This window comes from Shinella sp. (assembly GCF_035998705.1).
Taxonomy (GTDB): Bacteria; Pseudomonadota; Alphaproteobacteria; order Rhizobiales; family Rhizobiaceae; genus Shinella.
This window is the reverse complement of the sequence record NZ_DASYHH010000027.1, coordinates 426,245-452,320: the sequence shown is the minus strand read 5'-3', so window position 1 is coordinate 452,320 and position 26,076 is coordinate 426,245. Positions and strand designations below refer to the sequence as shown.

General features: G+C 65.0%; 28 protein-coding genes and 1 pseudogene. 15 read left to right on the top strand and 14 right to left on the bottom strand.

Annotated elements, in window-relative coordinates; translation table 11 throughout:
* The first annotated feature begins 111 nt into the window (after positions 1-111).
* From VGN93_RS25315 to VGN93_RS25305, 3 genes are all read left to right on the top strand, one after another.
* Positions 112-1,104, top strand: a complete 993-nt coding sequence (locus VGN93_RS25315) for a LacI family DNA-binding transcriptional regulator (RefSeq protein WP_327509744.1) — start codon at positions 112-114, stop codon at positions 1,102-1,104.
* A 144-nt stretch (positions 1,105-1,248) separates the two neighbouring features.
* Positions 1,249-1,749, top strand: coding sequence for an aminotransferase class V-fold PLP-dependent enzyme (locus VGN93_RS25310; RefSeq protein WP_327509743.1), 501 nt, complete (start codon positions 1,249-1,251; stop codon positions 1,747-1,749).
* A gap of 64 nt (positions 1,750-1,813) precedes the next feature.
* Positions 1,814-2,635 carry a helix-turn-helix transcriptional regulator gene (locus VGN93_RS25305; RefSeq protein ID WP_327509742.1) on the top strand — a complete coding sequence of 274 codons (822 nt, stop codon included), beginning with the start codon at positions 1,814-1,816 and terminating at the stop codon, positions 2,633-2,635.
* On the opposite strand, the gene VGN93_RS25300 is transcribed toward VGN93_RS25305, so the two are convergent.
* Positions 2,625-3,737 carry a pyridoxal phosphate-dependent aminotransferase gene (locus VGN93_RS25300; RefSeq protein WP_327509741.1) on the bottom strand — a complete coding sequence of 371 codons (1,113 nt, stop codon included), beginning with the start codon at positions 3,735-3,737 and terminating at the stop codon, positions 2,625-2,627. The genes VGN93_RS25305 and VGN93_RS25300 overlap by 11 nt on opposite strands.
* Positions 3,738-3,870: 133 nt before the next feature.
* On the bottom strand, positions 3,871-4,911 hold the full coding sequence (locus VGN93_RS25295) for a fatty acid desaturase (protein ID WP_327510030.1): 1,041 nt from the start codon (positions 4,909-4,911) through the stop codon (positions 3,871-3,873).
* A gap of 240 nt (positions 4,912-5,151) precedes the next feature.
* Between VGN93_RS25295 and VGN93_RS25290 the strand changes: the two genes are divergently transcribed.
* Positions 5,152-6,045, top strand: a complete 894-nt coding sequence (locus tag VGN93_RS25290; RefSeq protein ID WP_327509740.1) for a bile acid:sodium symporter family protein — start codon at positions 5,152-5,154, stop codon at positions 6,043-6,045.
* Here VGN93_RS25290 and VGN93_RS25285 read toward each other — a convergent pair.
* The 4 genes and pseudogenes from VGN93_RS25285 to VGN93_RS25270 form a co-directional block, all read right to left on the bottom strand.
* Complete coding sequence (locus tag VGN93_RS25285; RefSeq protein WP_327509739.1) at positions 6,038-6,619, bottom strand: dipeptide/oligopeptide/nickel ABC transporter ATP-binding protein; 582 nt, start codon at positions 6,617-6,619, stop codon at positions 6,038-6,040. The two genes, VGN93_RS25290 and VGN93_RS25285, sit on opposite strands and share 8 nt — an antisense overlap.
* Positions 6,586-6,738 carry a hypothetical protein gene (locus VGN93_RS25280; protein ID WP_327509738.1) on the bottom strand — a complete coding sequence of 51 codons (153 nt, stop codon included), beginning with the start codon at positions 6,736-6,738 and terminating at the stop codon, positions 6,586-6,588. Before VGN93_RS25280 ends, VGN93_RS25285 begins: the two co-directional genes overlap by 34 nt.
* A gap of 62 nt (positions 6,739-6,800) precedes the next feature.
* Positions 6,801-7,271: pseudogene (locus VGN93_RS31350) on the bottom strand (ABC transporter substrate-binding protein); the annotation flags it as partial.
* Positions 7,272-7,402: 131 nt separating this feature from the next.
* Positions 7,403-8,233: an oxidoreductase gene (locus VGN93_RS25270; protein WP_327509736.1), complete on the bottom strand. Its 831-nt coding sequence runs from the start codon at positions 8,231-8,233 to the stop codon at positions 7,403-7,405.
* Between the two features lie 120 nt (positions 8,234-8,353).
* On the opposite strand from VGN93_RS25270, the gene VGN93_RS25265 reads away from it, so the two are divergent.
* Positions 8,354-9,238, top strand: coding sequence for a LysR family transcriptional regulator (locus tag VGN93_RS25265; protein ID WP_327509734.1), 885 nt, complete (start codon positions 8,354-8,356; stop codon positions 9,236-9,238).
* A gap of 16 nt (positions 9,239-9,254) precedes the next feature.
* Here the strand turns inward: VGN93_RS25265 and VGN93_RS25260 are convergent, their stop codons facing one another.
* The gene (locus tag VGN93_RS25260; RefSeq protein WP_327509733.1) at positions 9,255-9,557 is read right to left on the bottom strand and encodes a hypothetical protein; all 303 of its coding nucleotides are present in this window, start codon (positions 9,555-9,557) and stop codon (positions 9,255-9,257) included.
* Between VGN93_RS25260 and VGN93_RS25255 the strand changes: the two genes are divergently transcribed.
* Genes VGN93_RS25255 through VGN93_RS25240 form a run of 4 tightly spaced genes read left to right on the top strand, consistent with a single transcriptional unit; the run spans position 9,556 to position 11,359 of the window.
* Complete coding sequence (locus VGN93_RS25255) at positions 9,556-9,981, top strand: hypothetical protein (RefSeq protein WP_327509731.1); 426 nt, start codon at positions 9,556-9,558, stop codon at positions 9,979-9,981. The two genes, VGN93_RS25260 and VGN93_RS25255, sit on opposite strands and share 2 nt — an antisense overlap.
* A 13-nt stretch (positions 9,982-9,994) precedes the next feature.
* On the top strand, positions 9,995-10,915 hold the full coding sequence (locus tag VGN93_RS25250) for a dihydrodipicolinate synthase family protein (RefSeq protein ID WP_327509730.1): 921 nt from the start codon (positions 9,995-9,997) through the stop codon (positions 10,913-10,915).
* Positions 10,916-10,928: 13 nt separating this feature from the next.
* Positions 10,929-11,075: a hypothetical protein gene (locus VGN93_RS25245; RefSeq protein ID WP_327509729.1), complete on the top strand. Its 147-nt coding sequence runs from the start codon at positions 10,929-10,931 to the stop codon at positions 11,073-11,075.
* A 32-nt stretch (positions 11,076-11,107) separates the two neighbouring features.
* Positions 11,108-11,359 carry a hypothetical protein gene (locus VGN93_RS25240; protein WP_327509728.1) on the top strand — a complete coding sequence of 84 codons (252 nt, stop codon included), beginning with the start codon at positions 11,108-11,110 and terminating at the stop codon, positions 11,357-11,359.
* 7 nt (positions 11,360-11,366) lie between these two features.
* Here the strand turns inward: VGN93_RS25240 and VGN93_RS25235 are convergent, their stop codons facing one another.
* The 5 genes from VGN93_RS25235 to VGN93_RS25215 all read right to left on the bottom strand — a co-directional run bounded on the left by VGN93_RS25235 (position 11,367) and on the right by VGN93_RS25215 (position 16,494).
* The gene (locus VGN93_RS25235) at positions 11,367-12,152 is read right to left on the bottom strand and encodes an SDR family oxidoreductase (RefSeq protein ID WP_327509727.1); all 786 of its coding nucleotides are present in this window, start codon (positions 12,150-12,152) and stop codon (positions 11,367-11,369) included.
* A 40-nt stretch (positions 12,153-12,192) separates the two neighbouring features.
* The gene (locus VGN93_RS25230; RefSeq protein ID WP_256114877.1) at positions 12,193-13,143 is read right to left on the bottom strand and encodes a sugar-binding transcriptional regulator; all 951 of its coding nucleotides are present in this window, start codon (positions 13,141-13,143) and stop codon (positions 12,193-12,195) included.
* Positions 13,144-13,165: 22 nt separating this feature from the next.
* Positions 13,166-14,635: an FGGY-family carbohydrate kinase gene (locus VGN93_RS25225; protein ID WP_327509726.1), complete on the bottom strand. Its 1,470-nt coding sequence runs from the start codon at positions 14,633-14,635 to the stop codon at positions 13,166-13,168.
* 81 nt (positions 14,636-14,716) lie between these two features.
* Complete coding sequence (locus VGN93_RS25220; RefSeq protein WP_327509725.1) at positions 14,717-15,685, bottom strand: transketolase family protein; 969 nt, start codon at positions 15,683-15,685, stop codon at positions 14,717-14,719.
* Complete coding sequence (locus tag VGN93_RS25215; protein ID WP_327509724.1) at positions 15,685-16,494, bottom strand: transketolase; 810 nt, start codon at positions 16,492-16,494, stop codon at positions 15,685-15,687. Before VGN93_RS25215 ends, VGN93_RS25220 begins: the two co-directional genes overlap by 1 nt.
* Positions 16,495-16,704: 210 nt before the next feature.
* On the opposite strand from VGN93_RS25215, the gene VGN93_RS25210 reads away from it, so the two are divergent.
* The 4 genes from VGN93_RS25210 (at position 16,705) to VGN93_RS25195 (ending at position 21,049) form a co-directional block, all read left to right on the top strand.
* A complete protein-coding gene (locus VGN93_RS25210) occupies positions 16,705-17,679 on the top strand; it encodes an ABC transporter permease (RefSeq protein ID WP_327509723.1) in 975 nt (324 codons plus the stop codon).
* 121 nt (positions 17,680-17,800) lie between these two features.
* A complete protein-coding gene (locus VGN93_RS25205) occupies positions 17,801-18,733 on the top strand; it encodes a substrate-binding domain-containing protein (RefSeq protein WP_319312716.1) in 933 nt (310 codons plus the stop codon).
* A gap of 25 nt (positions 18,734-18,758) precedes the next feature.
* Complete coding sequence (locus VGN93_RS25200; protein WP_327509722.1) at positions 18,759-20,246, top strand: sugar ABC transporter ATP-binding protein; 1,488 nt, start codon at positions 18,759-18,761, stop codon at positions 20,244-20,246.
* A 14-nt stretch (positions 20,247-20,260) separates the two neighbouring features.
* Positions 20,261-21,049: an SDR family oxidoreductase gene (locus tag VGN93_RS25195; RefSeq protein WP_327509721.1), complete on the top strand. Its 789-nt coding sequence runs from the start codon at positions 20,261-20,263 to the stop codon at positions 21,047-21,049.
* A 21-nt stretch (positions 21,050-21,070) separates the two neighbouring features.
* Here VGN93_RS25195 and VGN93_RS25190 read toward each other — a convergent pair whose 3' ends face one another.
* A complete protein-coding gene (locus VGN93_RS25190) occupies positions 21,071-22,555 on the bottom strand; it encodes an MDR family MFS transporter (protein ID WP_327509719.1) in 1,485 nt (494 codons plus the stop codon).
* A gap of 155 nt (positions 22,556-22,710) precedes the next feature.
* Positions 22,711-23,352, bottom strand: a complete 642-nt coding sequence (locus VGN93_RS25185; RefSeq protein WP_327509718.1) for a TetR family transcriptional regulator C-terminal domain-containing protein — start codon at positions 23,350-23,352, stop codon at positions 22,711-22,713.
* 260 nt (positions 23,353-23,612) lie between these two features.
* On the opposite strand from VGN93_RS25185, the gene VGN93_RS25180 reads away from it, so the two are divergent.
* Together VGN93_RS25180 and VGN93_RS25175 are read left to right on the top strand one after the other, a co-directional pair.
* Positions 23,613-24,440 carry a uracil-DNA glycosylase gene (locus tag VGN93_RS25180; RefSeq protein WP_327510029.1) on the top strand — a complete coding sequence of 276 codons (828 nt, stop codon included), beginning with the start codon at positions 23,613-23,615 and terminating at the stop codon, positions 24,438-24,440.
* A gap of 3 nt (positions 24,441-24,443) precedes the next feature.
* Positions 24,444-26,069, top strand: coding sequence for a choline dehydrogenase (locus tag VGN93_RS25175; RefSeq protein WP_327509717.1), 1,626 nt, complete (start codon positions 24,444-24,446; stop codon positions 26,067-26,069).
* The last annotated feature ends 7 nt before the right edge of the window (positions 26,070-26,076 follow it).

Genomic DNA, 26,076 nt, shown 5'->3' with positions numbered 1-26,076 from the left:
AAATCGTTTTGCATGAGGAGGAATAGCAGGTTTTTTGCGTTTTGCAAATCGATTTGCAAACGTGTCCACCGCGTGCCACCATCCCGCTCGGTTCAAAGGCTGGGTGTAGGGATGGCAAAATCGACGATCGTGGAACTGGCGCGGGCGGCCGGCGTGTCGCCGACCACGGTGTCCCATGCCTTCAGCGGACGGCGCTATGTCGATCCCGAGACGCGGGCGAAGATCCTCGCTCTCGCCGACGAGATCGGCTATCGGGCAAATCCCCGGGCGCGCAGGCTGCGCACAGGCGGGGCGGGCTCCATCGCGCTCGCATCGTCCATGCCCTTTGCAGTTGCGGCAGGCCCGGCGCGGCTTGGGTTCCTGATGGAGATTGCCGCCGCTGCCGCCGTCACGGCACTCTCGCGCAACCTCGCCCTCTGCCTGGTGCCGCCGCTGGAGCCTGATTCCAATCTGGATGCACTGGAGGTGGACGGCGCGATCATCGTCGAACCGGCGGGGGAAGACCGGCTGCTGGATTTCTTTTCAGCCCGCAACGTGCCCGTCGTCTCGATCGGCCGGGCGCCGGGAAGGACGGATATTCCATGGGTGGATATCCAGAGCACGGCCACGGCGCGTTTGCTGCTGGACCATCTCGGTGAAACGGGCCGCCGCGTCGGGCTGATCACCGGCGAGCAGCGGCGCAATTCCTATATCGAGACCGAGGCAGCGTATGCGGCTTTCGCGGCGGAGAGGGGATTTTCGCCGGCCGCCTTGCGCCTCGACGAGCGCGGCGGGGAAGGGGCTTCTGCCGCAGCGGCCGAGACCCTGCTGCGGCGCAATCCGGATATCGACGCGCTCTGCGTGCCGGTCGACGCGTTCGCGACCGGTGTGCTCGATGCGGCGCGGTCGCTCGGCCGTCCCGTTCCACAGATGCTGCGCCTCGCGACGCGATACGACGGGATGCGGGCGAAGCTGGCGACGCCGCAATTGACCGCCGTCGACCTGCATCTGGATCAGGTGGCGGATGCGGCGATCGACATGCTGATTTCGGCCATGGACGGAAAAGAGCCCACGCAACACGTCATCGCGCCCCCGCAGCTGATCGTGCGGGGCTCCTCGTCCTGATCGGTGGACCGCCCCATCCTCTTTCAGGAGGATTGCGGGGGGTCTCCCGGCGCGGGATAAACGGGCAAACAGACCTGTTTTGCAGAGAGTGTAGCCCATGACCGCCTATCCGATCGAGGCAATCCGTCGCTGCCGCCGCACCGCGTGCGCTGCGCAAGCGACGATATTCCCGACCGCTTCTGCACCGGCACGCCGCAGACCGAGCTTCTCGCCGGCCTTACCGCGACGATCGACTATCTGGCCTGGGCCGGCGAGGCGACGGGCCATGCCGGCACGCGGCGCGAACGGATGGCGGGCGCCTACCTGGCCTTCGACGCTTACGAGGCCGGCCTGACCCGCCGGCTGATCGGCGGCCTGACGGCGCTGCCCGGTGTCAGGCTGATGGGGATTGCCAACCCGAACCTCTTTGCCCATCGCGTGCCGACCATCTCCTTCACCCATGAGGGTGTCTCGACCCATCGCTTCGCCGAGGCGCTGGCGGCGGAGGACATCAATGTCTGGTCGGGCCACAATTACGCGCTGGAGCCCGCCCGCCATCTCGGCCTTTCCGAGGAGGAGGGCATCGTGCGCATCGGCATCACCCACTACAATCGCGAGGACGAGATCGAGCGGACCCTGGCGGTGATCGAGCGGCTTGTCTCGTAAGCCGCCATGCCCTAACCATGCGGGCAAATAGCCGGTTTCCCTCAGGAATTTGACAGATGGCCCCATGTCGGAACCCCTTGCCGCCAGCTGGATAGCGCCCTTCGCGCACGCTCTCGACCGGTATGACCAGCCGGACGCCGCCGCGGCGCTTCTGGCGGCGATCGGCTCGGTCGCGCGGTTTCATCTGGCGCTATCGGTGGTCCACCGGCGCAATGGCGGGCCGAGCTATGTCTTCGACACGTTCTCCGGTCCGCGCGCCAAGCGGGCCGTCGCGTTGTTCATCGCCGGTACCTATGTGCTGAACCCGTTCCACAATGCTTTTCTCGGCGGCCTGTCATCGGGCGTCTATCTGATGCGGGACCTCGCGCCCGACAATTACCTCGCTTCCGATCTCTACCGCGGCCTCGATATCCGCCGCCATGAGGACGAGGAGCTTGGATACCGCACGCATGGATGGCCGGAGGGCATGGAGGAACTGCTCATTGCCATCGACCTGCCCGGTGGCGAGATGGCGGAAATCAGCCTGTCGCGCATTCGCAGCGAAGGTGGTTTCGACGAAGCGTCCGTCGCGCGGCTCCGTGAGGCGCATGCCCTGATCGCCGCGATCTTCCGCCGTCTTTGGGCCCATCTGTCGCGCGGCGACGCCGCTCCGCAGTCGCGGCCCATCGACCACCTGTTCACCGATTTCGGCCGCGGCCTGCTGAGCCCGCGCGAGCGTGAGGTGGCCCTGCTCATCCTCAAGGGCCATTCCTCCGAGTCGATCGGCTATCATCTCGGCATTGCGATCGCGACGGTGAAGACCCACCGGCAGAAGCTCTATGCAAAGCTCAATCTCTCGACCCAGCAGGAGCTGTTTTCCACTTTTCTGCGCAGCCTCAATCTGTGAGGCTCTCCCGGATCGCGGCGGAGATCGCGGCGAGGCCCAGGCGCAGTTCGTCCTCGGTCGGCCAAGCATAGCCGATGCGGAAATGCCGGTCGTCCTGCTCGAACCAGCGGCCGCGGCCGACATAGGCGTGGTGCGCGCGATAGAGCCGGTCGTGGAAGGCCGCGAGGTCGACATTCGCGGAAGGCACGATGCGCGGGAAGCAGACGCAGCCGCCGGACGGCTCGACCCACTCGACCAGCGGCTCGGTTTCGATCCAGTCCTTGACGATGGAAAACGCGCTGGCGATGCGGGCATTGTTGAAGCGCAGCCATTCGTCGCGCTGGCTGAGGGCGACGTAGGCGATGTATTCGTCCACCATGCTGCCGGAAATGCCGATCTGCTCGCGCGCGGCGAGGAAGGTGTCCATCAACGTGGCGTCGCGGGTGATCAGCCAGCCGATGCGGATGCCGGGAATCCCGTAGGTCTTCGACAGCGAGGAGACGCTGATCACACGATCCGACAGGCTTGCGGCAACCGGCAGCATCGGGCCGAAGGTCATCTCGCGATAGGTCTCGTCGAACAGCAGGTAGATGCCCTTGCGCTCCACCAGGCCGACGAGGGCCCGAAGTTCGGCGGGCGACAGCATCACGCCCGTCGGATTGTGCGGATAGGTGACCGACAGGTATTTCGTCTCCGGCCGGATCGCCGCTTCGATTTTTCCGAGATCCAGCCGGTAGCCCTCTTCGAAGGTCAGGTCGATGAGGCTGAGTTCACAGCCGATGGCGCGCGGCGTTTCGAGGTTGGTGGCATAGTTCGGCCGTACCACGACGATATGTTCGCCGGCCTCGAGCATCGAGGTCGAGATGATGAACAGCGCGCCCGCAGCCCCCGCGGTCACCAGCACGTCGTCCGCGACAAGCCCTTCACCCGTGCCGGCGATCAGGCCGCGCAGGTCCGGCGCGCCGCGATGGTCTCCATAGCACAACAGGATATCGTCGAGATCGAGCTTGAGGTCGCCGAGACGCCGGTCGGCGACAGAACTTTCCGAGAGGTTGTAGCGGATCGTGCCGTAGCCGAGCTGCTCGGGCGATTCGAGTTCGATGGGCATGCGGACATATTTCATGGGGGCGCTCTCCTTGCCGCTCGCCGGCGTGCAACAGGCCTAAAGCAAGACAACCGCGCTCGCCATCCACCCGGAAGGGGATGGCCCCCGTCACTCCTTGGGAGGATTTCTCCGTCCCGCGGCACGCTTGGGCCTATGCCGTTGCCCGAAGCCCGGGTTCCACCTCGCGCAGCGTCACCAGCCTCTTGGACGCTTCGTCCCAAAGGATGAGCTTCACACACTTCAAGCTGTCCTTGAGCGTGATGCGCCCCAGATCACCCAGTTCCGGGTGATCGCGCATGACCTCCGGCAGCCGGTAGAACGGGACGCGGCTGGAGAGGTGATGGATATGGTGCAGCCCGATATTGCCGGTCATCCAGCGCAAGGGGCGTGGCAGATCGTAGTGCGAGGCGCCGTGCAGGGCCGCGTGCTGGAACGTCCATTCCGGCGGCTTCGACCAGTGGGTGTCCTCGAACTGGTGCTGGACATAGAACAGCCAGACACCGGCCGATCCGGCAATGAGCACGATCGGCAGATGGATCAGCAGAAACGGAACGATTCCGACGCACCAGATAATGAGGGCCGCGAGCGCGAGGATAGCGGCATTCGTCGCCATCGTCGAAATCCACGGCAATGTGCCCGATCGCATCATGCCGAACGGCAATCTCTGCTGGAAGAGAAAGAGCCAGGCAGGGCCTATCCCGAACATGACGAGGGGATGCCGATAGAGGCGGTAGCCGAGCCGCCCCCGGGGCGTCAGAGCCCTGTATTCCTCGACGGTGAGGGTGGTAATATCACCGACGCCCCGTTCATCGAGATTGCCTGCCGAGGCATGGTGCTGCGAATGGGCGCGGCGCCAGTAGTCGTAGGGCGTCAGGGTGAGAACGCCGATCGCCCGGCCCGTCCAGTCATCCAGGCCGCGCCGGCCGAACAGTGAGCCGTGTCCGCAATCATGTTGCAGCATGAAGAGGCGCAGGAGAAAGCCGGCGGCCGGGACGATGAGGATCAATCCGAACCAGAAGCCGAAATGCATCGAAGCCCATGCGCCGGCCCAGAGGAGCGCGAACGGGATGAGCGTCACCGCCAGTTCGAACACGCTGCGGCCCGTACTCGGCTTGCGGTAGGCGGCGAGGATCTTGAGCCAGGCTTTTCCCGGGTCGCCGCCATCATGGGCGGTCGTTTTTATGGCAGTCATAGGTATGGGGTGACTTTCGGTTCTGCGGTGCATGCTGCTCGGCGCCGACGGGCGTATCCTGCCGACGTCTCCTGGGCAAGCGATAGATACTGTTTTTCATGTTCCCAACGCGTTTGTGAACTGTGGTGTCCCGTCACGAGCGTGCGCAGCGCAACCGGATCGATTGCCTCTGGCGGGACGATGGAACAATGCTACGATCCTGCTCGACGCAATCAACGGCCTCAGTGAAAAGGAAAAAAGATGGAGCAGTCCGCTCTGATCGATATCGGTTTGCCGATCGCCGTGTTCATCATCATGACCGGCATCGGCATGACGCTCGTGCCCACCGATTTCCAGCGGGTGGTGACGCGGCCGAAAGCGCTGGTCTGGGGCGTCGTGGCCGCACTCGTGCTCGTGCCGATGGCGAGCATGCTGGTTGCCATATCGATGGGCCTGCCGCCGAAGATCGCGGTCGGCCTCGTTATCGTCGCCGCCTGCCCGATCGGCACCACATCCAGCCTGTTTTCCTATTTTGCGCGGGGAAACGTCGCGCTGTCGATCGCGTTGAGCGCCGTTGGCAGCCTGGTGACGATTGCAACGCTGCCGCTGTTTGCGAATTTCGCGATCGAGCGCTTCAGCGATGGCGACGCCCGCATCTATCTGCCCGTGCTGCGCACGATCGGCATCATGGTCGGCCTCATCCTGCTGCCGGTCATCGTCGGCATGTTCATCCGGCACAAGGCCCCGGCCTATGCCGCGCGCGCCGAAAGGCTGGTCGGCGCATTTGGCGGGGTGGTGCTGGTGGTCTTGATCGTGGGCATCGGTGTTTCGGTCTATGGCCGCTGGGCGGAAATCCTCGCCAGCGCCGGACCCGCCGTCATCGCCCTGGTTTTCTGTGCGATAGCAATCGGCTTTATCGGCTCGCGCATTCTCGGCCTGTCCGGCCCCGAGACGGTGACGGTCGCCCTGTCGATCAACATCCGAAACGCCGCTATCGGCATGCTGCTCGCGATCACCGTGATGAATTCGCCGGAAATCGCCGTGCCGCCCGCGCTGTTCGGATTGCTGATGTACGCCGTCGGCTTCGGCCTCGTCGCCTATGGCCGCATGACCATAAAGCCATTGCCTCCAGGCACTGACGCCTCAACTAGGTGATCGCGGCATTGCGGCCGAAGGACAGCAGTTCGCGCGTGTAGGCCTCGGCCGGCGCGCGCACGATGTCTCGCGTGCGGCCGAATTCGATGACGTCGCCGCGGCGCATGACGAGCAGCGTGTCGGAAATGTGGGCGACGACCTTCAGGTTGTGGGTGACGAAGAGCATCGAGAGGCCGCGGCTCTGCTTCAGGTCGGCGAGCAGGTTGAGGATCTGGGCCTGTACGGAGACGTCCAGTGCGGAGGTCGGTTCGTCGAGGATGAGGAGCCCGGGTTCCAGCGCCAGCGCCCGGGCGATCGCCACGCGTTGTGCCTGGCCGCCGGAGAGTTCCCGGGCGCGCCGGTCGAGGAAATCGGCCGGAAGGCCGCAATCGGAGAGGAGGCTGGTGATCTTCGCCCGCATTGCGGGCCCGTGCCGCTCGCCTGCGGCCAGCATGGGCTCGGCGAGGATCTCGGCGATCGTGAGGCGCGGGCTCAGCGACAGGAAGGGGTTTTGTGAAACGACCCCGATTCTTTGCCGGGTCCGCCGCAAGGCATCGCCCTTCAGCGCGAGCCACTCCTGGCCGTCGAGCCGCACGGCGCCGCTTTCCGCCGGCAGCAGACGACGGCGGCGATGACCGGAAAATCCTTGACGAGGATGGCTTCGGAGACATAGCGGCCGAGGCCGGGCCAGGCGAAGATGATCTCGACCAGCACCGCGCCGGGCCCATGGCGTTCGGCAGCGCGTGGCCGAACAGGATGCGCGGCTCGGAAAGGCCGAGCGCGCGCGCGGCGACGATATGGCGGCAATCGAGGATCTCGATCATCGCCGAGCGCGTCAGCCGCATGGCGACGCCGGCAGGATAGGAGGCGAGCGTCAGCGCCGGCAGGATCAGGTGTTTGACCGCATCGCCGAAGGCCTCGATCGCCTGCGACGTCGAATAGGTCATCACCAGTTCGAGACCCGGCTCGATGCCCTCCTCGGCAAGCAGTACCCTGGCCGCTTCGAGATCGGTCTTCGGGATGGGTGCTGCTGCGTCATGGCCCCAGATGCCGGCGGGCACCACGCCCTTGGCGCGCGTGCCGAAGCCGCTGGTTCCGGCCGAAATCACATCGTCATAGGGGAAGGCGAGCGAAAGGGCCTGGCGCACCTTGATCTTGTCGAGCGGCGCGCGCTTGACGTTATAGAGGCCGAACAGCGTTTCGAAGGACGGGTTGACCACCACGTTGAGGTCCGGGTTGGACTTCAATGCCTCGAGGTTTTCGTAGGGTAGGCTGTAGGTCCAGCCCGCATCCCCTCACTCCGGAATGCCTCTTACAGCCCCGCCGACCATGGAAAGCGTGTCGGCGGGATCGTTTTTCGATGCCGTCAAGGCAGGCGTTATTTTGCGAAGTCGGTTGAAACGGAGACGCTTCGCCAGGCTGCCAGGATCTCGGCGTCGGACGTGTGTTTGTTCTCGATCGCCGCGACGGTGTCGCTGCCGAGCGGCAGGCGGACCGGCGGATTGGGAGCGTCGACGAAGTCGATCAGCACATCCGCCAGTTTCGCTGGATCGCCCGGCTGGTTGTGGCTCACTTCGGCGGCCAGCCGCCGGACGGCGCCCGCGGTGCCATCATAATCTTCGATGACGGGCGAGCTGACGGAGAGCGAGGAGGCGTCCAGGAAGTCCGTGCGGAAATATCCGGGTTCCACGGCAGTGACGTGGATGCCGAGCGGGGTGAGCTCGGCATGCAGCGATTCGCTGAGGCCCTCGACGGCGAACTTTGCCGACGAATAGACGCCGAAGCCGGCGCCTGCCCGATACCCGCCGATCGACGAGATGTTAAGGATGCGGCCCGAACGGGCCTTGCGCATGTGCGGCAGGACGGCGCGTGTGACATTGAGGAGGCCGAACACGTTGGTGCGGTAGATCGCCTCGACTTCGGCCGCGGTTGCCTCCTCGATGGCGCCGAGCAGGCCGAAGCCGGCATTGTTCAAGAGGACGTCGATGCGGCCGAAGCGCTGGATGGCCGAATGGGCGGCGGCGATCGCCTGGTTCTCGTTGGTGACGTCGAGCGCCACCGCGAGCAGGTTGGCATGGTCGCCGAAGCGGTCGAGGATGGCTTTGGGGTTGCGCGCCGTGGCGACGACGTTGTCGCCCTTGGCAAGCGCGCGTTCCGTGATGAGGGCGCCGAAGCCGCGCGAGGCGCCAGTGATGAACCAGGTTTTCATGGGAATGACCTCAGGTTTGAATTTGAGCGGCCACCGTTGGCCGGCAAGATGAATTTAGGCCTTTGCCATTCCGTCGATTAGCGAGATAATATTGTCGATTATCATGAATGTGGCTCAGCAATGCGCGCGACCGACCTTTCCGAACTTGCAGCCTTCGAGGCCGTCGCCCGCCATCGCAGCTTCCGAAAGGCAAGCGAGGAGCGCGGCGTGACCGCCTCGGCGATCAGCCATGCGGTGAGCAATCTGGAGGCCCGCGTCGGCATCCGCCTGCTGAACCGCACGACGCGAAATGTCTCCGCCACCGATGCGGGCGCGATGCTTCTTGCGCAATTGTCGCCGGCCCTGCGCGATATCGGTTCGGCGCTCGATGCGCTCAACCAGTTCCGCGACACGCCCTTCGGCAAGGTCCGCATCAATGCGCCCAATTCGATCGCACCCTTCGTGCTGGGACCTGTCATGGGCGAGCTGATCCGGAACAATCCCAAACTTGAGCTGGAAATCGTCGCGACCGACCGGCTCGTCGATATTGTCGAGGACGGGTTCGATGCGGGCATTCGGCTGGGCGAGAGCCTTCGGGAAGGCATGGTGGCCGTCAAGATCCGGCCGCGGCTGCGCTTTGCCGTGGTGGGATCTCCCGGCTACTTTGAAACGAGGGCCATCCCCCAGACGCCGGCTGACCTGACGGCCCATGTCTGCATCCGCAACATGTATCCGAGCGGCGCTTTTTATCCGTGGTCTTTCGCGCGGGACGGCGAGGCGATCGATGTCGAACCGCGCGGCCCGCTGGCATTGCATGACCACGAATTGATGGTGGAAGCGGCCCTTGCCGGCATCGGGCTCGCCTATATCTGGGAGGCGCGCGCCAAGCCCTATGTCGAAAGCGGCAGGCTGGTCGAATGCCTGCAGGCATGGTGTCCGCCGGAAGATTGGCTCTATCTGTACTACCCGACGCGCCGGCACATGTCCGCGGGCCTGAGAGCCGTCATCGACGCCATGCGGGTGTGATGCGCTACGGCCGTCTTTATGAAATCCCTATTCGTTCCGCCCCGTTTCCCAATCGAGAAGTTATGCCGGCGCGCCTAGCTTGAGATCGCAGTCTGAAATCGATGACTGCGATCTCTTGTGAGGTGCCGCCATGCGGAACGATTTTCCGAAACACCCGCTTCCACCGCTGTCGACGCGGATGATCTTTCTCCATCATCGCGTGCGGATGCATCATCGTTTTCATCACGGCAGCGCGGGACCGCAGAGCCCGTCGCTCGCTATGCGTCTTTCGCTCCTGGCGCTTGCCGTCGCCATCGTGGTTTTGATCGGTGTCTTCCATGCCTAGGGCCTCCACATCCGACACGCATCGCTCCCAGGGCGGTGAGGGGCAATCGACGGCCGCGGATGAACTCGCGGGACGGATCAGCGCCGCGCGGCGCCTGCGTGAACATCACCTGTGGGAAATCCTGCGCTCCTTGCCCTCGCTTGCCGAGGCACGCGACGATGTCGCCTTCCGGCAGCAGTTCCGGGCGTTGATGGAGCGCGACGACCTGGAGGGTGCGAGCCGCGCGCTGGTCGATGCGGCCCGCCCGAGGCGCCATCTGGATCGCCTGCAATCCATCGACGGCAACTGGATCGCCCGCATTCTCTCCCGCGAGGCCGCGCCGTCCCGCTCCGTCGCCGTTCATGTCGACCCTGTGGCCGCCATCATGGCGGCCCTGGTTGCGGCGGACCGGCGGGCTGAAGGTCCCGCAAAACACTGAAAGGATTTGCATCATGCCAGATTATCGGCGTCGTCTTCCCGTGCAGGGATTGGTCTGCGACCTCGTCACGCCCTTCCGCGGAGACACCGTGGACCATGGCGGCCTTGCCGCGCTCGTGCACTGGCAGATCGCCAGCGGCGTCTCGGGGCTCTCCGTCTGCGGCAGGGTCGGCGAGGGCGGCGCGCTCAGTCGCGCGGAGCGCCGTGCCGTGCTTGCCACGGTGATCCGGGCGACGGGCCTCGCCGTTCCGGTTCTGGCCGCTGTCGGCACCTATGCGACGGAGACCACCATCGGCCTCGCGCTGGATGCGGAAGCGGAAGGCGCGGACGGATTGGTCGTCACGACGCCCTATTACAGCAAGCCGACGCAGAAAGGCATCATCGCCCATCTGCGCGCCGTTGCGGAGGCCACCACGCTTCCGGTTCTGGTTCTTGCCGATCCTGCCGCGACCCGGTCGGATGTCACGGCGGAAACGCTTCGCGAACTCGGCGAGATCCCCGGCATCCATGGCTTCATCGACGCCTCCGGCGACATTGCGCGGCTCGCCGTGATCGACCGGCCGTTGCGCGAGCGGCTGGCGCTCTATTCCGCTCATGATGCGACCGCCTTCGCCTTCAACGTGCTCGGCGGCTGCGGAACGCTGTCGTCTGCCGCAAACCTTGCCCCGCGCATGACGAGCGCGCTCCACCAGGCGCTGCGCACCCGCAATGTCGATCTCGCGCTCGACCTGAAGGACCGGCTCGCCCCGCTCTTCGCCGCCCTTGGCGATATGCCCGACCCCGTCATGCTCAAGCACGGTCTCGCGCCCTTGCTGGGCGTGGACGAAGCGGTGCGGCTGCCGCTGGTATCAGTCTCAGCGCTTGCCGGTGCGGCTGTGCGCCATGCGCTGGCGGGCCTGCCCGAATGCGCGGCGCAGCTCGCCAAGGCAAGTTGATCCGGAGGCCACCATGAAACGCAAGAGGAAGAACCCTAAGGCTGTCGCGACCACTATGCCGTCGCCACGGCCTGAACTCCCGATGCCGGCGCTCGTGTTACGCGTGGTCCTGATCCTCGCCGCTGCCGCGCTCGCCCAGCATTTCCTGCCGCATCCCTGAGCCACCTCTCCCTATCGACGAAAGGAAGAACCATGCATCCCCATGCCAGACAGCCGCGTCCTCCTCGCGAAACGAGCCGGACAGAACCACCCCGCTTCACCGTCGGCCGCGATTGCCACGGCTGGTGGGTCGTCGACGACAGCCTCGGCCGCGTCGGCGGCATTTTCGCCAGCGAGGACGCCGCGATGCATTATGCGCTGGAAGAGAGCAACAGGGACCGCAACGCGGTTCGCTGCCAGCGCCGCGGCAAACCCGTCGAATTCCGGCTTGTTCCGGCGCCGTGATCGCGCCTCAGGACATGATCAGCCCGCCGTCCACATTGATCGTCTGCCCGGTGATGTAGGCGGCGTCGGGCGATGCGAGGAAGGCGACGAGGGCGGCGACTTCGGCGGGCGTGCCGGCGCGGCCCATGGGGATGCCTTCCACCCATTCGGCCAAGAGTTCGCCCGGACCGTATTCGCCGAGCATCTGGCCCCAGACGCGGTCGTTATAGTCCCACATCTCGGTGTGGATGATGCCGGGGCAGATGGCATTGGCGGTGATGCCTTCGCGGGCGAGTTCCTTGGCGAGGCTCTGCGTCAGGCCGACCACGCCGAATTTCGAGGCGGCATAGTGGGGGGTGTAGATGAAGCCCTGGCGGGCCTGGCCGGAGGCGGTGTTGACGAGGCGGCCCCTGGTGCCGCTGGCGCGGAAGCGGCGGATCGCCTCCTGGCAGCACAGGAAGACGCCCTTGGTGTTGACGTCGAGGTTGAGGTCCCATTCGCGCTCGGTGAGGTTCTCGACCTTGGCGATGGTGATGACGCCGGCATTCTGCACGGAGACGGACAGGGCGCCGAGCTTCGCCTCAGCCTCGCCGTAAGCTTCCTGCACGGCCTTGGCGTCGGTCACGTCCAGCGCGAGACCCAGCACCTCGGCGCCGGTTTCCTCTGCCAGCGTCGCGACCGCCTCGACCGTATCCTTCTCGATTGCGGCGATGGCGACCTTCGCGCCTTCTTCCGCAAAGCGCTTGGCGATGCCGCGCCCGATGCCCTTGTTGCCCCCGGTGACGAAAACCGTCTGGCCTGCAAAACGTCTCATGGTCTCTTCTCCATAATGCGCAGCAGGCCTTCGGCTGAAATCAGGCCGTCAGCCGCGCTGCTGTGAACTTGTCGGTGACAAGCACATCGATGACGCCCAGTTTCAGGGCGCCGGCGATGGCCTGGGTTTTCGATTCGCCGCCCGCGAGCGCCATGACGCGGTTCGTCCGGCGCAGGTCTTCCAGCGAGATGCCGATCACGCGCTCGTTGAGCGGCGTTTCGACCGGCTTGCCCTGGCTGTCGTAGAACCGGTAGGAAATTTCGCCGACCGCGCCCGCCTCGTGCAGCATCGCCATTTCCTGGCGGGAGAAGGTGTTGCCGGAACGGGCGAGCAGTTCGGACGGCTCGACGGCGCCGATGCCGATGATGGCGAGGCTGAGGCGGCCGAACAGGTCCATCGTCTCGCGCACGACCGGGTCGGCCAGCATGACGAGTTTTGCCTCGCGCGACGAAGTGATGCCCTGCACGAGGAGCAGCCGCGGCTCGCCGCCGGTGAGCCTTGCAAGGCGCGCCGTGAGCTGCGTGGCATGGGTCTGCACCGAGGCGTCACCCATGCCGCCGAGGATCTGCGCGATATATTTGGCCTTGGCGTTCTTCAGCGGGTGGATGTTGTCCACCATGCGCAGGATCGTCTGGCTCCAGCTGGAGACACCGATGATCTCGTCCTGCTGGAGCGTGACTTCGAGGAAGTGGGCGGCGGCTTCGCCGATGCGGGCCATGATCGCGCCGTCGCGGTCTTCCGAACAGTCGATGACGATGGCTTCCGTCAGGCCGTAGCGCTCGCGCAGCGCGTTTTCGAGGTCCGCGAACGTGCCGGCGGGGGGGATGACCGTGGTGCGCACGATGTCTTCCTGCTCGGCCCGCTTCAGCATGCGCGAAACGGTGGCCTGCGACATGTGCATGGTCTCGGCGATCTCCGCCTGCCGCTTGCCCTCGATATGGTACATCTGGGCGATGCGGGCGATCAGTCGCAGCTCGTTGAGCCGTCCCATGGGAGCCTCCAGTGGTGAATTTTTATTCACTCATAGTTGAAGGACCCGGAACGGTCGAGCGGTAGATTGCGTCCTGCCAGACCGCAAGGCGATCCGCGGTGTCGGTGTTGCGCGGCACGATGGCATTGCCGGCGCGCGGCAGGGCGGCGATGGCGGCAAGATCGGGCCACACACCCAGCGAAAGGCCGGCGAGATAGGCGGCGCCAAGGGCTGAAGCTTCCGGCGCATCGCATTGCGTGATGACGTGGTTCAGCGTGTCAGCGACGCATTGCATCAAGAACGTGTTCCGGCTCGGCCCGCCATCGGCATAGAGGCGGCCGAGCGGCATCGGCGATTGCGCGGACATGGCCTTGAACACGTCATGCACCTGGAACGCCATGGAATCCGTCACCGCGCGCGCCATCTGGGCGCGGGTGGTGGTGAAGGTGATGCCGGAAAACAGCGCCCGCGCATCGGCCTGCCAATAGGGCGCGCCGAGGCCGACGAAGGCTGGCACGAAGCCGGGACCGTGGGGCTGGGCGGTCGCGGCAAGATCGGTGAGGGCCTGCACGTCCGGCAGGCCGAGCATCTCGGCCATCCAGGGCAGGGCGGCCGCGGAGACGAGGATATTGCCCTCGAAGGCATAGGTCGGCTTGCCGCCGATCGACCAGGCGATGGTCGTGGTGATGCCCTGCTCGGGCGCGATGAAGCGGGGCAGCGTCGTCATGATCGACGAGCCGGTGCCGAAGGTCACCTTGCCGTCGCCGGGATTGAAGGCGCCGTGGCCGAAGAGTGCGGCATGGCTGTCGCCGATGGCGGAGGCGATCGGGATGCCGTCTTTCAGGCCGGGCACGTTCTTCGTCACCCCGAAGCGGGAGGCGCTGTCGCGCACCTCGGGCAGGGTGGATTTCGACACGCCGAAGAGGGCGCAGAGTTCGTCGCTCCAGGCCCGCCGGTTGAGGTCGTAAAGCTGGCTGCGGGCGGCATTGGCGGCGTCGCAGGCATGCACTGCGCCATCCGTGAAACAATGGATGAGCCAGGCGTCGATGGTGCCGAGCCGGACCGTTTTTCCGGCGGGAACGCGATCCAGCAGCCACCTCATCTTGGGGCCGGGGAACATCGGGTCGATGGGAAGGCCGGTGAGCGCCTGCACGCGCGGCGCATGGCCGGCCGCGATCAGCTCGGCGCAGGCCGGCGCGCTGCGGCGGCATTGCCAGCTCACCACCGGGCCGAGCGGTTCGCCGGTCGCGGCATCCCAGACGGTGACGGATTCGCGCTGGTTGGAGATCGCGATGCCGAGGATGTCGACCGTGGGGCCGGCTTGCAGGCAGGCGGCGATCGCTTCCTGGACCGATTGCCAGATGCGCAGCGGGCTCTGTTCGACCCAGCCGGGCTGCGGGTGCTCGATACCGACCGGTGAAGCGCCGCGCGACAGAATTTCGCCGGCCGTGGAGACGAGCACGGCCTTGGAATTCGTGGTGCCCTGGTCGATGGCGAGGATGGCGGTCGTCATGGCGGCTCCGGCAGGCAGAAATGGGGGGCGCGGCGAAAGGGAGGCCTTGCCGCGCCCGGCACGTCATCTAATCCGGCGCGATCACGCGCGGGAAGACTTGCGTGCAATCAAAGCGATGGCCGCCTCGGCGATTGCCGCGGGCGACATGCCGAATTCGTCGAGCAGGAACTCGGCCGAACCAGTGGGAGCGAAGATGCCGGGCACCCCGAGGATCTTCATCGGCACGGGTGCTTCGGCCACCACATATTCGGCGATCGCCGAACCCAGGCCGCCGATGGTGGAATGTTCCTCCGCCGTCAGGATGGCGCCGGTTTCGAGCGCGGCGGCCACTACGGCCTCGACGTCGATCGGGCGGACCGTCGCCATGTTCAGCACGCGGGCCTCGATGCCTTGCCCGGCCAGAAGTTCGGCCGCCTTCAGGATGCGGTGGGTCACGGTGCCGTTGGCGATGAGGGTGATGGCATCGCCATCGCGCAGCAGGTTGGCCTTGCCCAGTTCGAACTTGTGGCCCGCCGGCAGCAGGTCCGGCACGCCGACGCGTGAGAGGCGCAGGAACACCGGCCCGTCATAATGCGCGGCCCATTCCACGGCGGCGGCCGTCTCGATCGAATCGCAGGGCGCGACGATGGGCAGGTTCGGCAGCACGCGGGTCCAGGCAAAATCCTCGATGGAATGATGCGTCGGGCCGAGCTCGCCGTACGCCATGCCGGAGGAAATGCCGATCAGCTTCACATTGGCGTTGGAATAGGCGATGTCGGCCTTGATCTGCTCCAGCGAGCGGCCGGTGAGGAAGCAGGCGGCGCCGCAGACGAAGGGCAGCAGCCCGCCATTGGCAAGGCCGGCGCCCACGCCCACCATGTTCTGTTCGGCAATGCCGACATTGACCAGCCGTTCCGGCCATTTCGCCTTGAACCCGCCGAGCTTCGACGAGCCCACGGAATCGTTGCAGACGGCGACGATCCTGGAATTGTCCGCGCCGAGGCGCTCCAGCGTGGAAACGAAGGCGTCGCGGCAATCGTGCAGCTTGGCAGAAGGTGTCACGGCATTCATCACAGGGCCTCCGAAAGCTCAGCCACGGCAATCTTGTATTGCTCGGCATTCGGCACCTTATGGTGCCAGTCGACGGTGTCCTGCATGAAGGAAATGCCGTGGCCCTTGTTGGTATGGGCGACGATGCAGTGCGGGCGGCTGCCGCGCTTTTCCAGCGCCGGCACGATCTCGTCCATGATATTGCCGTTGATCTCGGTGACATCCCAGCCGAAGGCCTCGAGCTTGGCCGGGAAGGGCGCCATGTTGTTGGTGTCCTTCAGCGTGGCGCCCTGCTGGAAGCGATTGTGGTCGATGATCAGCGTCAGGTTGTCGAGGCCGAACTGCGCGGCGGACGAAATGGCCTCCCAGTTCGAGCCCTCCTGCATCTCGCCGTCACCGGTCAGCACATAGGTATGGTAGGTCGCACCGGTCAGCTTGGCAGCCTTGGCCATGCCGACGGCGACCGGCAGGCCATGGCCGAGCGGGCCGGTATTGGTCTCGACGCCCGGAACCTTGGTGCAGTTCGGATGGCCGTTCAGGCGCGAATGCGGCTTCAGGAACGTCGCGATCTCTTCCTCCGGAATGAAGCCGCGCTTGGCGAGCGTCACGTAGAGCGCCAGCGCCACATGGCCCTTCGACAGCACGAAACGGTCGCGGTCCGGATGCTTCGGCTGGTCCGGCCAGATACGCAGCACGCGGAAATAGAGCGCGGTCAGGATGTCGATGGCGGACATCTCTCCGCCGATATGGCCGGCGCCGGCTTCGAAAACCGCTTGCAGATCGCGCAGGCGGATCTGGCGAGCGATGCGGTCGAGATCGTTCGGCTGCATGAAACCCTCATTGTGAATAAATATACAGTTGCCTATATACTTGCACGGAGACCGGCCAAGTCAAGCGGAAATCGCGGATGGTGGCGCAAAAATTAGCTGGCGGGATCGTATTGACAGGACCCGGATCGATCATATACGAATTTACACACCGTAGTGAATATTTATGCGCGCCGCCAATCCAGGGTGGCCGGCTGACCGGGAGGAGCGTTCATGCTGGTTGCAGCGAAGGAAAAACAGGGCATCGTGAGCGGGCTGCTGCCATCCCTGCGCGGGGCCACCGGGCCGCTGATCGGCCTGATCGTGCTGTGCCTCTTCCTCACGTTTGCGACGGACAAGTTCCTGTCGATCCGCAACTTCCTCAACGTGCTAGACCAGATCACGGTGCTGGGCGTCATGGCGGTCGGCATGACGCTGGTCATCCTGATCGGCGGCATCGACCTTGCGGTGGGCTCCGTCATGGCGCTGGCGATGATGGTGCTCGGCTATCTCCATGTCGTGGCCGGCGTGCCGATGGGGATCGCCATTCCGCTCGCTTTGCTCGCTGCCTCGCTGAACGGGCTCGTCGCGGGTCTGTTGATCACGCGTTTCAACGTGCCAGCCTTCATCGCGACGCTTGCCATGATGTCGATTGCGCGTGGACTTGCGAACATGATCACCGACGGCCAGCAGATCATCGGCTTTCCGGCCTGGTTCAACATGATGGCGATCGTGCGTTTCGGCGGCTTCCTGACGCTGACCGTCGCCGTGATGATCGTGGTCTTCATCCTCGGCCTCATCTACCAGCGCTACCGCCACGGCGGGCGCGTGCTCTACGCCATCGGCGGCAATGCGGAAGTGGCCCGGCTTGCCGGCATCAATGTCCAGCGCGCGACGGTGCTCGTCTATGTCGTGTGCAGCTTCCTCGCCGGTCTTGCCGGCATGGTGCTCGCCGCGCGCCTCGACTCGGTCCAGCCGTCTTCGGGCGTCTCCTATGAACTCGACGCCATCGCGGCGGTCGTCATCGGCGGCACGTCGCTTTCGGGCGGCACCGGTGGCATCGGCGGCACCATCATCGGCGTTCTCATCATCGGCGTGCTGCGCAGCGGCCTCAACCTGCTCAGCGTCTCGCCCTTCATGCAGCAGGTCATCATCGGCGCCGTCATCGTGCTCGCCGTCACGGCGGAAACCTATCGCAAACGGAAATAACGATTTTCACCCCGCGGCGACGCGGCGGGGTGCGGAAAACGGTCGGCAATGGTGCGGACCGGCAAAAGGGAAGGTGGTTTCCGGCAAACGGAACCCACCGGGAAAACTCGGAGGAGAAACCATGAAACTGTCCAAACTGCTGATGGCGGCAACCGCGGCTGCGGTCCTCGCCTCTCCCGCGGCCGCCGCGGAGGTCAAGACGATCGGCCTCGCCGTCCCGAACCTCCAGGCCGACTTCTTCAACCAGATCAAGCTCGGCGTCGAAAAATACGCCAAGGAAAAGGGCCTCACGGTCATCGTCGTCGACGCGAAGAACGACACGGCCACGCAGGTCAGCCAGGTGCAGGACCTGATGACCCAGGGCATCGACGCCTTCATCTACATCCCCGCCGGTGCCGCCGCCGCCGCCGTGCCGACGCGCCTTGCCCGCGAAGCCGGCATTCCGGTGATCAATGTCGACCGCGTTCCGGATGGCGCGCCGGGCGACACGTTCATCGCCGGCGAGAGCGTCGAATCCGCCTATGCGGTCTGCAAGCACATCATCGAGAAGGCCGGCGGATCGGGCAAGATGGCGATCATCCACGGCCAGAAGGGCACGACGCCGGAAGTCGATCGCTTCACCGGCTGCAAGCGCGCCATCGACGAGAACAAGGGCATCGAGCTGGTCGACCAGCAGTGGAGCAACATGTGGTCGGCCGACGAGGGCTTCACGATCGCGCAGAACATGCTGCAGGCGAACCCGGACATCACGATCATCTTCGGCCAGGCCGATGGTCTCGCCATGGGGGCGGCCAAGGCGGTCGACGTCGCAAACCTCTCGGACAAGGTGATCATCGGCGGTTATGACGGCGACGTCTCGGCGCTGGAATACCTCGCCAAGTGCAACGGCCCGTTCATCGCCACCGCGACGCAGAGCACGCAGAAGATGGGTGTCCTCGCTGTCGAATCCGCGCTGGCCGTTGCCGCCGGCCAGAAGGTCGAAGAGCGCCAGACGCCGAATGCCGTCCTGACGACCTGCGACAACGCGCCGGAATTCGTCAAGAGCCATCCGTAATCCGGACACGAAAGGCAGCAGCGCCATGACGACCCGCTCTCCCATCCTGTCGCTCCGTGGGATCCAGAAATCCTACGGTCCGGTCAAGGTTCTCCATGGTGTCGATCTCGACATCCATCCGGGAGAGGTCGTGGCGCTGCTCGGTGAAAACGGTGCCGGAAAATCGACCCTGTCGAACATCATTTCCGGCACCGTGCAGCCTTCTGCGGGCGAGATGACCTGGCTCGACAAGCCCTATGCCCCCGCCAATCCGCGCGCCGCGATGGACGAGGGCGTGGGCATGATCCACCAGGAACTGAAGCTGCTGCCGAAACTTTCCATCGCGGAAAACGTCTTCGTCGGCCGCTATCCCATGAAGGCCGGCCGCATCGACCGCAAGGCGATGGAAGAGCGGGCGAGGAGCGGCCTCAAGCGGCTCGGCCTCGACATTTCGCCCGATCGTCTCGTCGAGGGGCTTTCGACGGGGAAACAGCAGCTCATCGAGATCGCCAAGGCACTGACGCTCAACGCGCGCCTGCTCATTCTCGACGAGCCGACCGCGGCACTCGGCGGGGAAGAGACGCAGCTCCTCTTCCAGCAGATCGAACGGCTGAAGGCTGAGGGTGTCGGCATCGTCTACATTTCGCATCGCCTCGAAGAGATCCGCCAAATCGCCGACCGCATCGTCGTCATGCGCGATGGCGCCAAGGTGCAGGAATTCGACAGCGGCGACGTGCCGGTGCGCACCATCGTCGAGGCCATGGTCGGGCGCTCGCTGGAGCGCATGTTCCCGACGCTGCCCGCTCCGACGGAGGAGGTGACGCTGGAGGTGCGCAACCTGACATCGCCATCCAATACGTTTCGCAACATCAGTTTTTCCGTCCGCAAGGGCGAGGTCTTCGGTATTGCCGGCCTCATGGGCGCCGGCCGCACCGAACTCGTGCGCGCCATTACCGGCGCCGATCCGATTTCCGGCGGCGAAGTTCTGCTGCGCGGCAAGGCCGTCACGCCGCGCTCGCCGATCGACGCGATCCGCAACGGTATCGTGCTGGTGCCGGAGGACCGCAAGCTCCAGGGTGTTGTGCTCGAACATTCGATTGCGGAAAATATCGGCTATGCCAATCTCGGCGAGATTTCCCGCAACGGCTGGCTCTCGTCGCGCCGCATCCGCGAGTTCGCCGAGGATTATATCAAGCGCTTCGGCGTGAAGGGCCGCGGCGGGCAGAATGCGGGTGAACTCTCCGGTGGCAACCAGCAGAAGGTGGTGCTCGCCAAATGGCTGGCGCGCAAGCCGCAGGTGGTGGTGCTCGACGAGCCGACGCGCGGCATCGATGTCGGTGCCCGTTCGTCGATCTACGATCTCATCATGGACCTCGCCCGCGCGGGCGTCGCGGTCATCGTGGTCAGTTCCGACCTCGAAGAAGTGCTCGGCGTGTCCAGCCGCATCATGGTCATGGCGCAGGGCAAGCAGGCCGGCATTCTGGACCGCGAGGACGCCAACGACGTCTCGGTCATGGAACTGGCGACGATTTGAACAGGAAAAGCATCATGTCTGACATCACCCTCAACGCGCCGAAATTGTTCGATCTCTCCGGAAACGTCGCCTTCGTGACGGGTGCCGGCAGCGGCATAGGCCAGCGCATTGCCATGGGCCTTGCCCAGTGCGGCGCGAATGTCGCGCTGCTTGACCGCCGTACCGATGATGGGCTTGCCTCCACGGCCGATTTCATCGCGAAGGTCGGGCGCCGCAGCATCCAGATTGCGGCCGACGTTACCAGTGGTGCGGCGCTGAACGACGCGGTCGCGCGCACGGAGGCGGAACTCGGTCCGCTCACGCTCGCGGTCAATGCGGCCGGCATCGCCAACGCCAATCCGGCGGAGGAGATGGCGGAAGACCAGTTCCAGACGATGATGGACATCAACCTGAAGGGCGTTTTCCTCTCCTGCCAGGCGGAAGCGCGCGCCATGTTGAAGACCGGCCGCGGCTCGATCGTCAACATCGCCTCCATGTCCGGCGTCATCGTCAACCGCGGCCTCAGCCAGTGCCACTACAATGCCTCCAAGGCCGGCGTCATCCACATGACCAAGTCGATGGCGATGGAATGGGTCGGCCGCGGCATCCGCGTCAACACGATCAGCCCCGGCTACACCGCGACGCCGATGAACACGCGGCCGGAAATGGTGCACCAGACGAAACTGTTCGAGGAGCAGACGCCGATGCAGCGCATGGCCAGCGTCGACGAGATGGTCGGACCCGCCGTCTTCCTGCTGTCCGACGCGGCGAGCTACGTGACGGGTATCGACCTGCTCGTCGATGGCGGTTTCTGCTGCTGGTGAACGCCGGCTTCCTCTGGCGCCTTACTCGATGGCAGGCGGCATCTCGCCTTCGGCGCGACCGCGCAGGCGCTTTTCCGGCATGAGGTGGAAGATGACGAGCGACAGCGCCATGGTGAGGGCGCAGGCGAGGAAAATATAGGTGAAGGGCAACGCCGATGTGACGCCGGCGCTCACCGTCTGGATGCCTTCGCCGCCGAGCGGCAGGCCGTTGCCGAGGGCGATCGCGCCGAGGATCGCGACGCCGAGCGCACTGCCGAGCGAGCGCAGGAACGTCAGCACGCCCGTCGCGACGCCGAGATGCGCCTGGTCGACCGCGTTCTGGACGGAGACGGTGGCGACCGGGAATGTCATGCCGGTGCCGAAGCCCACGCCCGCCGTCAGGATTTCCAGCACGAGCAGCGACGTGCGCCCGGCGAGAAACGCCAGCACGATCAGGCAGAGGAAGCTGATCACGCCGCCGACGAGCGCGATCCTCTTGTAATGGGTGAAACGGGGTATCGTCCGCCCGCTGGTCGTCGCGCCGAGCACGGTGCCGAGCAGCAGGCCCAGCAGGGCGATGCCCGAGCCGCTGGCGGAAAGCCCGTGGAACGACTGCACATAGACCGGAATATAGACCGAAAGGCCGACATTGGCGGCCTGCACCAGGAACATCGCCAGGGTTCCGTAGCGCACGATCGGATTGCCGAGAACCTCGAGCGAGATCAGCGGTTCGGTCGCCTGCCGCAGCCGCAGGGCGAAAATGGCCCAGACGACCATCGAAGTGCCCAGCAGCCCGACGATGACGGGCGAGACCCAGGAATAGCGGCTGCCGCCCCAGTTGAGGGCGAGCAGCAGGAGCGTCGTCGCGACGATGAGCAGGACGGCGCCGGCGCCGTCGATGCGGTGTTTGCGCGTGATGGCGGGCAGCTTCTTCAGCGGGTTGTTGATGATCATCATTGCCGCCAGCCCGAGCGGAATGTTGATCCAGAAGATCAGGGACCAGTGGAGATGCTCGGCGAAGGTGCCGCCCAGCAGCGGTCCGGCGATGCAGGCGACCGCCCAGGTTCCGGATATCCAGGCGGCGTACCGCGCGCGTTCGCGGGGCGGAACGAGGTCGCCGATCACCGTTTGCGACAACGCGAACAGACCGCCGCCGCCGAGCCCCTGCATGGCGCGGCCGATGATCAGGGTCAGCATGTTGGGCGCCAGCGCGCTGATCAGCGATCCGACGAGGAAGAGGATGATGGCGGCGAAGATCGTCGGACGCCGGCCATGCACATCGGCAATCTTGCCGTAAAGCGGCGCCATCGCGGTCGCGGTCAAGAGGTAGCCCGTGACGATCCAGGGCAGGTAGTCGCTGTGCCCGAGCGCCCTGCCGATCGTCGGCATGGCGGGCGCCACGATCGTCTGGTCGAGGGCGGCGAGCAGCATGGAGAGGAGAACGCCTGCAATGATGACGTTCTTTTCCGGCTCGGACAAAGCGGGTGCCGCCGTTACCGTTCCGCCCGGGTGACGTGCTTCATTCATTCCTGCAATTCCGATGTCGACAGCTGGATTTTGGCCCGTCGGCTCTGGCGAGTCGGCCGCCTGTGTTGGTGCATGGATCCCGGTAAAGCACCTTCTCTGCCGCAAAGTCCATCGAATAGAGTATATTAGCGGTACGATGCGGGCCGGTTCCGATGCTAGCCGCGCCCTTGATTCGGCAGCACGCCCTTCAGGATCGTCTCGGTGATCGTCGTTGCCGCTTTTTCATAATCCTCGGCCTTCAGGCGCGATTTCCTGAGGCCGTCGGCGGCGACGGGTTCGAAATCGGCGTAGAACTGCGTCGATGCCCAGAGCATGATGAACAGGTGGCGCGGATCGACCGGCAGCATCTTGCCCGCCGCGATCCAGCCCTCCACGACCACGACATGCGCGTCCGTGACCTGGCGCATATGTTCGCGATCCTTCTTCTTCAGGAACCGCGCACCCTGGATGATCTCGCTGGCGAAGAGCCGGGATTCGGCAATGTTCTTGCGCGTGTAATCGAGCTTCGCCTTGATATAGAGACGGAGCGCCTCCGCCGGCTCGCGCTCGGGCGAGATATATTTCAGCGCGTCGTCCCAGCTGGCGATGAGATGCGCGACGATGGCCGTGTAGATCTCCTCCTTGGAGGAGAAGTAGTAGTAGACATTGGCCTTGGGCAGGCCGGAGGCCTCGGCGATCTCGGCAATGCGCGTGCCGTCAAAGCCCTTGCGCGCGAATATCTCGATACCGGCCTTGATGATGAGGCGCATGTTGCGTTCGCGGATGCGCTCCTCCGGATCTCGTGCTGCCCTTGCCATGCGATCTCGTCTCCATCTCGCCGTCGCTTCTTGCCAGGCAATCATGCGTGGCGGCGGTCCCGCCTGTGCAATTGCCGCGTTTTCCGGCGAAATGCAAGCACGTCGCCCTCTTGCAAAAAGCTGACGACCTGGTCAAGAAAAACTGACGTTATAGTCATTTTTTATGTTTTCGAAAGTTGACACTTTGGTCAGCTTTTGTCTAGTCTCTCCTCAACGAACGAAAGGGGAGCGGCGTCATGCCGGCACGACTGAGAGAGGCGATGGCGCAAACGCTGGCCGGCTGGGAGAGCGATCTTCCGCATGCCTGGCGGGATGCGCTCGGACCCGTCGGCGATCATTTCGACCGTGTCGATGCCGACCTCGAATTCGAGGCCTGGGAGCCGATCTTCCCGGCGCGTCGCGGCAAAACCTTTCCCGGCCAGCCGAAGGGCGCGCATGCTCTGGCGGCGTTCGATGGTATTGCGCCGGACGGTGTGCGCTGCATGATCCTCGGCCAGGATCCCTATCCGGAGCCGGGCTTCGCGACGGGCCGCGCCTTCGAGGCCGGCAACCTCGCCGAGTGGACCGAGCTGGACAAGATGTTCTCGAAGAGCATCCGCGCCTATATGCAGCTTATCGCAGCCGCGCGCCTGGGCGACGAGGGCCTCGCGCAGGATTTCGGCCGCTGGCCGGACGTGCGGCGCCTTTTATGCGACCCCGCCGGCCCCTTCGAAGCCCCCGGCGCGATTGCTGACCGCTGGGTGGGCGAGTGCGTGCTGCTGCTCAACGCGTCGCTGACGCTTTCGCGCTTTCGCGTCGATATCGATCCGCACCAGTCGCGCGGGCACCTGCCTTTCTGGCGGCCTCTGATGTCGCGCGTTGTCGAAATGCTCTTGGCGCGCGGCGAGCCGATCGTCTTTCTGGGTTTCGGTGCCGCCGCGGCCGATATTCTTGCCGAGGCCGGCATTCGCGAAGGACAGGCCGGCCATGTCGCCCATGTCCAGCGCGAGCATCCTGCCTTCGCCGACAAGGTGCTCGGCCGAGAAAATCCCTTCCTTCTCTGCAATTCCTATCTGGAGGCGATGGGCGGCCGGCCCATCGCATGGTGAACCATGGCGTCTACCCCGGAATATGATTTCATCATCGTCGGCGCCGGCTCTGCGGGCTGCGTCCTCGCAAACCGCCTGTCGAAAAATCCCGCAAACCGCGTGCTGCTGGTCGAGGCCGGCGGCAAGGACCGCAATCCGCTGTTCCGGCTGCCGATGCTGATGGGCAAGCTCTTCCATTCGGGCATCTACAACTGGCACTACCACACCGAGCCCGAGCCCTATCTCAACGGCCGCTCGCTCTACTGGCCGCGCGGCAAGGTGCTGGGTGGCACCTCCACGATCAACGGCATGATCTATGTGCGCGGCAACCGTCACGACTATGACCGCTGGTCGCAGCTCGGCCTGTCCGGCTGGTCCTATGACGAGGTCCTGCCGGCGTTCCGCCGCTCGGAGACGCATGTCCAGCGCAACGGCGAGTTCCACAGTGCAGACGGCGAACTCACCGTCTGCCGGGCGCGCGGCAACAATCCGCTGATGGACGTGTTCTGCGAGGCGGGCCTTGAGGCCGGCTATCCGCTGAACGACGACTTCAACGGCGCCAGCCAGGAAGGCTTCGGCCGCTACGATTTCACCATCCGCAAGGGAAAGCGCTGGTCCACGTCCTGGGCATTCCTGCGCCCGGCGCTCGACCGCGAGAACCTCACCGTGCTGACCGGCGCGGAAACGACGCGTCTCATCATCGACGGCGGTCGCACCTGCGGCGTCGAGTATCTGAAGGATGGCAGGCCGGGTGTTGCCCGTGCGGGACGCGAGGTCATCCTCTCGGCGGGCGTGGTCAATTCGCCGAAGGCGCTGCTTTTGTCCGGTATCGGGCCGGCGGACGAGTTGCGGGCGCTCGGCATCAAGCCGATGCTCGATCTTCCGGGCGTCGGCAAGAACCTCCAGGATCATGTCGATTGCGTCATGAGCTGGGAATGCCGAGAGCCGATCACGCTGTTCGATGACCTGCGCGCCGACAAGCTCATTCCGGCCGTCGCCCAGGGCATGCTGTTCGGCGAAGGCATCACGACGACCTTCCCCTACGAGGCGGGGGCATTCGTGCGCTCGAACGACAGCCTCGTTGCTCCTGACATCCAGCTTCATTTCATGCCGGCGCTGGAAAAAACCGCCAACCTGCACTTTCCCAACCCGTTCCGGAAGAAGCAGGCGGTGGAGGCCAATCACGGGTTCACGATCCGCGTCGGGCCTGTCAATCCGGCAAGCCGCGGCGAGATCACGCTGCGGTCGTCAAACCCGACGGACAAGCCGAAGATCCAGGCGAACTATCTTCAGGCCGATTTCGACATTCGCACGATGATCGATGGTATCCGGCTGACCCGCGACATCGTTGGCCAGAAGGCTTTCGAACGCTATCGCGGCAAGGAACTGGCGCCCGGGCCGGAAGCGCTTGACGATGCCGGGTTGACCCGCTGGCTGCGCGCCACCGCCATGACGACGTTCCACCCGGTCGGCACGGCCAAGATGGGCAACGATCCGATGGCCGTTGTTGACGCCCAGCTGAAGGTCCATGGCATCGAGGGGCTGCGCGTCGCCGATGCCTCGATCATGCCGATCATCTCGAGCGGCAACACCAACGCACCCGCGATCATGATCGGCGAAAAATGCGCCGACCTGATTCTGAACGCCTAAGGGAGTG